The sequence below is a fragment of the Streptomyces sp. NPDC048270 genome (assembly GCF_040652335.1).
Classification (GTDB): domain Bacteria; phylum Actinomycetota; class Actinomycetes; order Streptomycetales; family Streptomycetaceae; genus Streptomyces.
In genome coordinates this window covers 1-6,801 of record NZ_JBEZLV010000091.1, presented here as the reverse complement: position 1 = coordinate 6,801, position 6,801 = coordinate 1, and the positions used below count along the sequence as shown (strand labels likewise).

Here is a 6,801-nt window from a genome sequence, read left to right as displayed (position 1 = left end):
GCCCGCGCAGCCGGGGACGAGCGCCGCGGCCGCGGTCAGCAGGGCCGCCGCCGTGAGGGTGGACGTGCGGTTCGGGTACACGGTGCTCCTGACGCGGTGCGCGTACGACGTGTTCGAAACGGGTGCGGGGGGCTAGGGGTGCTCCGGAACCGGCTGCCTCTCGCCGGCGCGCAGCCGGCGGCGGGCGGCGTAGCCGGCCAGGCCCACGGCGATCAGCAGGGTGCCGCCGTTGAACAGCGGCGTGGCCCAGAACTGCGCGCCGAGCTGGCCGATCCCGGCCAGGCCGACGGCGAGGACGGCGACGGCCACGACGGTGCCCAGCGCGTTGGCGCGGCCGGGTCTGATCGTGGTGGAACCGAGCAGGGCGCCGACGAAGGCGGGCAGCAGGTAGTCCAGGCCGACGCTCGGGTTGCCGGTCTGCTGCTGCGCCGCGAGGAGGACCCCGGCGCAGCCGACGACCAGGCCCGATCCGGCGAAGGCGTACACGGAGTAGGTGCGCGTGGGGATCCCGATGACGGCGGCGGCGCGCCGGTTGGAGCCGATGACGTACAGGTAGCGGCCGAGCGGCAGCCGTTCCAGGACCAGCCACAGGACGGCGGCCACGGCGAGCACGTAGAAGGCGGGCAGCGGCAGGCCGAGGAACCGGGAGTCGTACAGGCCGGTGAAGGCGGCGGGCAGGCCCTCGGGGCCGGGCACGATCCGGCTGCCGTCGGTGATCCAGCCGGTGACGGCGTACATCATGCTGCCGGTGCCGAGCGTCGCGATGAAGGAGTCGATCTGCCCGAACTCGACGATCACGCCGTTGAGTACACCGGCCACCACGCCTCCGCACACGACCACGAGGCAGGCGAGGGGCCAGGACCAGCCTGCGTTGACGATGAGCTGCAGCACCATGACGTGGGCCAGGCCGAGACCGTAGCCGAGGGACAGGTCGAACCGGCCGGTGGCGATGGGGATCGTCGCCGCGAGCGCCAGGACGGCGGGGATCGACTGGTTGGAGAGGATCGAGAAGACGTTGTCCCGGGTGGGAAAGGTCTGCGGCAGCGCCAGGGAGAACACCAGGAAGAGCAGGGCGCCGAGGACCGGCAGGCCGTAGGCGCCGATGTGGTGCCCGCGCAGGCGGCCCCGTACGGAGCGGGGCGGGGGGGAGAGGGTCATCGGCTCGTCGCACCTCCGGTGATGGGAGGCATGGCCGAGGCGGTCCGGGTGAGTTCGGCGACGGTCAGGGAGGCGCCGGACAGCTCGGCCGCCACCGTCCCGCGGACGAACACCAGGGCGCGGTGGCACAGGTCCGCGACCTCTTCGAAGTCGGTGGACAGGAGCAGGACCGCCAGGCCGGAGGCCACCGCCTCGTCCAGCAGCCGGTGGATCGTGGCCTTCGCGCCGACGTCCACGCTGGCGGTCGGCTCCTCGAGGACCAGCAGGCGCACTTTCCCCGCGGCCCACCGCCCGACCATGACCTTCTGTTGGTTGCCTCCGGACAGGGTGGCGATCGGCACCTCGCTGTCGCGGGGGTGTACGGAGAACCGGTCGATCAGGGCGGTGGCCGCCGCGCGCTCGCGCCGGGGGCTGATCCAGTGCCACGCCGGCAGGCCGGCGGCCCGGGGGTTCGCCAGGAAGTTCTCCCGTACGGTCAGTTCGGCGGCGCAGCCCTCCTCCTGGCGGTTGCCCGCGACGAAGCCGACGCCGGATCCGAGGGCCGCGGCGACGGTGTGCGGGCGGTACGGGCGCCCGTCCAGCAGGGCCCGCCCGCAGAGCACCGGCCGGGCCCCGGCCAGGGCGCGGCCCAGCTCCGCGTGCCCGGCGCCGGTCAGGCCGACCATGCCGAGCACCTCGCCCCGGCGCAGGTCCAGGCTGACCGGTCCGGTGGACGCGGTCCGCACTCCGTCGAGGCTCAGGAGGGGCGGGCCGGCGGCCGGGGACGTGCGCGGCGGGCGGGCGGCCGGTTCGCGGCCCACGACGGCGTGCACCAGCCGGGCCGGGCTGTGACCGGCGAGCGGGCCCCGGTCGGCGATGCGGCCGTCGCGCAGGACGGCGAAGGTGTCGGCGACCCGGTACACCTCGTCGAGCCGGTGGCTGACGTAGAGGATGCCGTGCCCCCGGTCGCGCAGGGCGTGCAGGACGTCGAACAGCCGGGCGCAGTCCGCGGCGGGGAGGGTGGCGGTCGGCTCGTCGAGGACGATGAGGCCGGCCCGTGTCGCCAGGGCGCGGGCGATGGCGACCAGCGAGCGCTCGGCGGGGGCGAGGTCGGCGATCCGGGCGTCGGCGTCCAGGTGCCCGGCGACGGTCTCCAGGGCCGCGGCGCAGTGCTGCCGGGTCCGCCGCCAGGAGATCAGCCCGGCGCGGCGCGGGTAGCCGGTGCCCAGGGCGATGTTCTCGGCCACCGTCATCCACTCGACGAGACCGAGGTCCTGGTGGATGAACGAGATGTTCCGGGTGGCGGCTGGGGAGCCGAGCGGGTGCCCGCTCACCGTCACCTCGCCCTCGTCGGCGTGGTGGACCCCGGCGAGCACCTTGATGAGGGTGGACTTTCCGGCCCCGTTGGGACCGAGCAGGGCGAGGACGCTGCCCCGGTGGAGGTCGAGGTCGACCGAGGCCAGGGCGAGGGTCCCGCCGAACCGCTTGCTCAGGCCCCGGACGCGCAGGAGGGGCTCCGCGCCGGAGCGCGAGGGGGGACTCGGCGAGGTGCCGGGAGCGTCGTGCACAGACTTCTCCGGGGGTCGGCCTCCGAGTTCTTCCCGACTACAGGGGGATTCTACGGGTATGTATGCCGCATTTCCGGTATATCGCTCGTAGGCGCCGGTTCAGGTCACGCCGCGGCCAGGGCGCACTCGGCCCAGATGACCTTGCCCTCGGTGGTGTAGCGGGTGCCCCAGGCCTGGGCGAGCTGCGCGACGAGGAACAGTCCGCGGCCCCCCTCGTCGGTGAGGGCCGCGTGGCGCATGCGCGGGGCCGTGCTGCTGGTGTCGTGCACCTCGCAGATCAGGGTGCGGTCGTGGATGAGGCGCACCCGGATCGGCCCGGCGCCGTACCGGACGGCGTTCGTGACCAGTTCGCTGAGCAGCAGTTCCGTGGCGAAGGCGGACTCGTCCAGGCCCCACCGGCTCAGCTGGTCCACGGCGGCGTTGCGCACCTCGGAGACCCGGGCCGGGTCGGCGGGCAGGTCCCAGGTGGCGATCTTGTCGGGGCGTACGGCATGGGTGCGGGCGACGAGGAGCGCGATGTCGTCGGCGGGGTGTTCGGGGGCCATGGCCTCCAGGACCGCCCGGCAGGTCTCCTCGGGGGCACGGTCCGGGTGGGCCAGCGCGCGGCGCAGGTTGTCGAGGGCCACGTCGATGTCCCGGTGGCGGTCCTCGACGAGGCCGTCGGTGAACAGGACCAGCTGGCTGTTCTCGGGGAGGTGGAAGGTGACCGACTCGAAGGGCAGGCCGCCGAGCCCGAGCGGGGGTCCGGCGGGCAGTTCGAGGAAGTCCACGGTGCCGTCGGCCCGCACCAGCGCGGGCGGCGGGTGGCCGGCCCGGGCCATGGTGCACTCCTGCGAGGTGGGGTCGTACACGGCGTACAGGAAGGTGGCGCCGACGATCCCGGTGCTGCCGTCGGCGGCCTGGTCCCCGCCCTCCTCGCGGTCGAGGCGCACCATCAGGTTGTCCAGGTGGGTCAGGAGTTCGTCGGGGGCGAGTTCGAGTTCGGCGAAGTTGCGGGCGGCGGTGCGCAGCCGGCCCATGGTGGCGGCGGCGTGCAGTCCGTGGCCGACGACGTCGCCGACGAGGAGGGCGACGCGGGTGCCGGAGAGGGGGATGACGTCGAACCAGTCGCCGCCCACCCCGTGCTCCGCGGGCAGGTAGCGGTGGGCTACCTCGACGGCGTCCTGCTCGGGGAGGCCGCGCGGCAGCAGGCTGCGCTGCAGGGACAGGGCGAGGGTGTGCTCGCGGGTGTAGCGGCGGGCGTTGTCGATGCACAGGGCGGCGCGGGCGGCGAGTTCCTGGGCTAGGGAGCGGTCGTCGTCCCCGTAGGGGGCCGGGTCCTGCGCACGGTAGAAGCCGGCGATGCCCAGGAGGACCCCGCGGGCGAGCAGGGGGACGGTGATCAGGGAGTGGATGCCGTGGGCGAGCAGCAGCTCCGCGTGTTCGGGGTCCTGGGCGATCCAGCCGAAGGCGGCCTTCAGATCGGGCTCCAGTACCGGCTGCCCGGTGCTCAGGCAGCGCATGTGCGGGGTGGTCGGACGGAGGCTGACCGGCCGGCCCACCGGGTAGAACGGGCAGTCCGCGCGGATGCCGTGGACCACCGTGCGGTGCATCTCGGTGGTGGGGTGGGGGGACTCCTCGCCGCGCAGGACGGCCTCGGGCATGTCGATGGTGACGAAGTCGGCCAGGCGCGGAACCGCGATCTCGGCGAGTTCCCCGGCGGTGCGGCTCACGTCCAGGGTGGTGCCGATGCGGTTGCTGGCCTCGGCCAGCAGCTCCAGCCGGCGTCGTGCCGCGACGGCGTACTTGCCCACTTCCGGTTCGCCCACCAGCACCAGCCCGCGGACCGTGGCCCGGGCGGACTCCTCGGCGCCGGGCCCGGGGGCCGGGGCGCCGGCACCGGCGGCGGGGGCCGGGGACGGGGCGGAGGCGGAGGTGTGGGGCGGGGCGGAGGTGTGGGGTGAAGCGGAGGTGTGGGGCGGGGCGGGGGCGTGCCGCTCCGGTTCGCCGGGGAGGAGCACCTCGATGACGACGCCCTCCACGCCGGTGGTGCTCGTCACGGGACGGCTGACCAGGGTGACCGACCGGCCGCGGGACAGCGGCACCTCGGCGACGGCCCGCCGGGCCGAGGACATGAGCTCCGTGGCCCTCTCCTTGAGGGTCATCTGATCGCTCTGCTCCAGCTCGCTCTGGAGCAGCTCGGCCATGCCGATCGGGCACCCGTCGTGGCTCTCCTCGCCGGCCCTGGCGCGGCTCTCGGCGTCCAGGTAGGCGTGCAGCAGGCCGCGCTCGCGCGCCGAACTCTGCTCCATCAGCCGTCTTTCGATGGCCTCGGCCGCCTTGCGCACCACGGGGACCAGGGCCGGGTCCGCGTCGGTGTAGGGGTAGCCGAGGCACAGGACGCCCTCGATGTGACCGTTGAGCTGGTCGCGCAGGGGGATCGCGGTACAGGCGCTCGACTGGGACCGCTCGGCGAAGTGCTCGGCACCGTAGACCTGGCACAGCCGCCGTTCCGCGAGGGTGAGCCCGATGCCGTTCGTCCCGGCGAACCGCTCGGCGAACACGAATCCGGGGACGCTCTGGATCGCGGCGAGGTGCTTGGCCATCGACGTGTCGCCGAAGCGGCGTTCGAGCACGGTGCCGAACCCGTCGGCGAGGCAGATGTTCATCTGGCTGCCCGAGAAGATGGACTGGAGCCGGTCGAGCACGGGCCGGGCGGCGCGGACCAGCCGGCCCTCGGGGTCGAAGTCCTGGGTGAAGGGGAGCTCGGACTGGTCGGGCGACAGCCCCAGCAGCCGGCTGCGCTCCCATGAGCTCAGGATCGGACTCCGCACGATCCCCTCGACGGACTCCACCGATTCGCCGTGCAGGAACCGGTCACGGGACCGTACGGGGCCGATGCGGTCGTCGACGACCCCCATCTCCACCACTTCCCCTCACCGGAACGCTCTCGATCGCCCGATTTGAGTATATTCCTCACCTTTTCGGGTGGGCGGGGGAGCAGGGTGGCCGACAGCCGCCCTCACAGGACCGCGACCGGGTTCACGGGCGAACCCGTACCGCCCGGGACGTTCAGGGGCGCCACCACGAGCAGGAACGCGTACCGGCCCGCCTCGGCGCAGGCTGCGGAAAGCCGCTCCAGATCGAGGTTGTCCAGCAGCGGCACCCCCATCGCGGCGATCGCGAGCGCGTGCACGGGGGAGTGCAGGCCCTCGACCGGCGAGGGCCGGACGTCGCTGTCCCCGTCCCCGCCGAGCAGGCAGATGCCCCGCTCCGCCAGCAGCGGCATGGCGTCCACGTGCCAGCCCGCACTCGCGGAGGCGGGATCCCAGGGCCCGGCCTCCCTGCGGCGCCGGCCGGCGCCCGAGCGCAGCAGCACCGCGTCGCCGTCCCCGATGGCCACGCCGAGCGCCCGCTCCGCGTCCCCGACGTGCTCGGCGCGCACCGCGTGCCCCGGCTCCAGCCACGGGACCCCGAGGGCGGCGGGCAGGTCCAGGAGCACGCCCCGGGTGACCAGGGGGCCCAGCTCCGACACGGCCCCGAACCGGGCTCCCGCGCAGTCCACGGTCTCGCGCGCCGCGCGCCCTTCGTACAGCCGCCCCCGGTAGGCCACGTGGGACAGCGCGTCCAGGTGGCTCACGCCCTTGCCGTGGTAGTCGACGCCGAGGAAGTCCTTGTAGACGGACGGTTCGGGGGCCTCCACGTCACCGAGGTCGGACATGTAGTGCAGTGCGGGCTTCGCGTTGTCCGGGCCGGGCCGGGTGTCCCAGGGCCTGCCCATCGGGACGACCGTGCCGGACCGGACCAGGGCGCCGGCGCTCCGTACGTGGTCCGCCGTCACCCTGTTCCAGGCGCCGCGCCCGGCCGGGTCCCACCGGCCCCAGCTGCGGACCGAGGCGAAGAGCGCGTCGAACTCCCGGCGGGACACGGTGACCCCGGGGGCGGGGCCGGCCGGCGGGGGAGCGGGGTCATCGGCGGGGTAGGAGGAGGTCATGTGTGCTCAGCGCTCCAAGGCTCGGGGGGCCACGGCCGGGACCCCGGGGGCGTCCCGGCTCCCGGCGCAGCATCCTGCCGGGGTGCCGCCGCTCCGCCCGGCACGTCGGCGGCCCGGCGCGCC

Annotated in this window: 4 protein-coding genes; all 4 read right to left on the bottom strand. The window is 74.4% G+C overall.

Annotated features, from left to right (window positions below):
* Positions 1 to 132: 132 nt before the first annotated feature.
* Entirely contained in the window at positions 133 to 1,158 is a 1,026-nt protein-coding gene (locus AB0D66_RS33890; RefSeq protein ID WP_362311005.1) for an ABC transporter permease, read from the bottom strand.
* Entirely contained in the window at positions 1,155 to 2,705 is a 1,551-nt protein-coding gene (locus tag AB0D66_RS33885) for a sugar ABC transporter ATP-binding protein (RefSeq protein WP_362311004.1), read from the bottom strand. The genes AB0D66_RS33890 and AB0D66_RS33885 overlap by 4 nt, the downstream gene beginning before the upstream one ends.
* 104 nt (positions 2,706 to 2,809) lie before the next feature.
* Positions 2,810 to 5,605, bottom strand: coding sequence for a SpoIIE family protein phosphatase (locus AB0D66_RS33880; RefSeq protein ID WP_362311006.1), 2,796 nt, complete (start codon positions 5,603 to 5,605; stop codon positions 2,810 to 2,812).
* A 101-nt stretch (positions 5,606 to 5,706) separates the two neighbouring features.
* On the bottom strand, positions 5,707 to 6,678 hold the full coding sequence (locus tag AB0D66_RS33875; RefSeq protein ID WP_362311003.1) for a cyclase family protein: 972 nt from the start codon (positions 6,676 to 6,678) through the stop codon (positions 5,707 to 5,709).
* Positions 6,679 to 6,801 lie beyond the last annotated feature (123 nt).

Coding starts and splice junctions, on each gene's coding strand:
- AB0D66_RS33890 (WP_362311005.1), bottom strand. CDS start 1,158: ATGACCCTCTCCCCCCCGCCCCGCTCCGTACGGGGCCGCCTGCGCGGG.
- AB0D66_RS33875 (WP_362311003.1), bottom strand. CDS start 6,678: ATGACCTCCTCCTACCCCGCCGATGACCCCGCTCCCCCGCCGGCCGGC.
- AB0D66_RS33880 (WP_362311006.1), bottom strand. CDS start 5,605: ATGGGGGTCGTCGACGACCGCATCGGCCCCGTACGGTCCCGTGACCGG.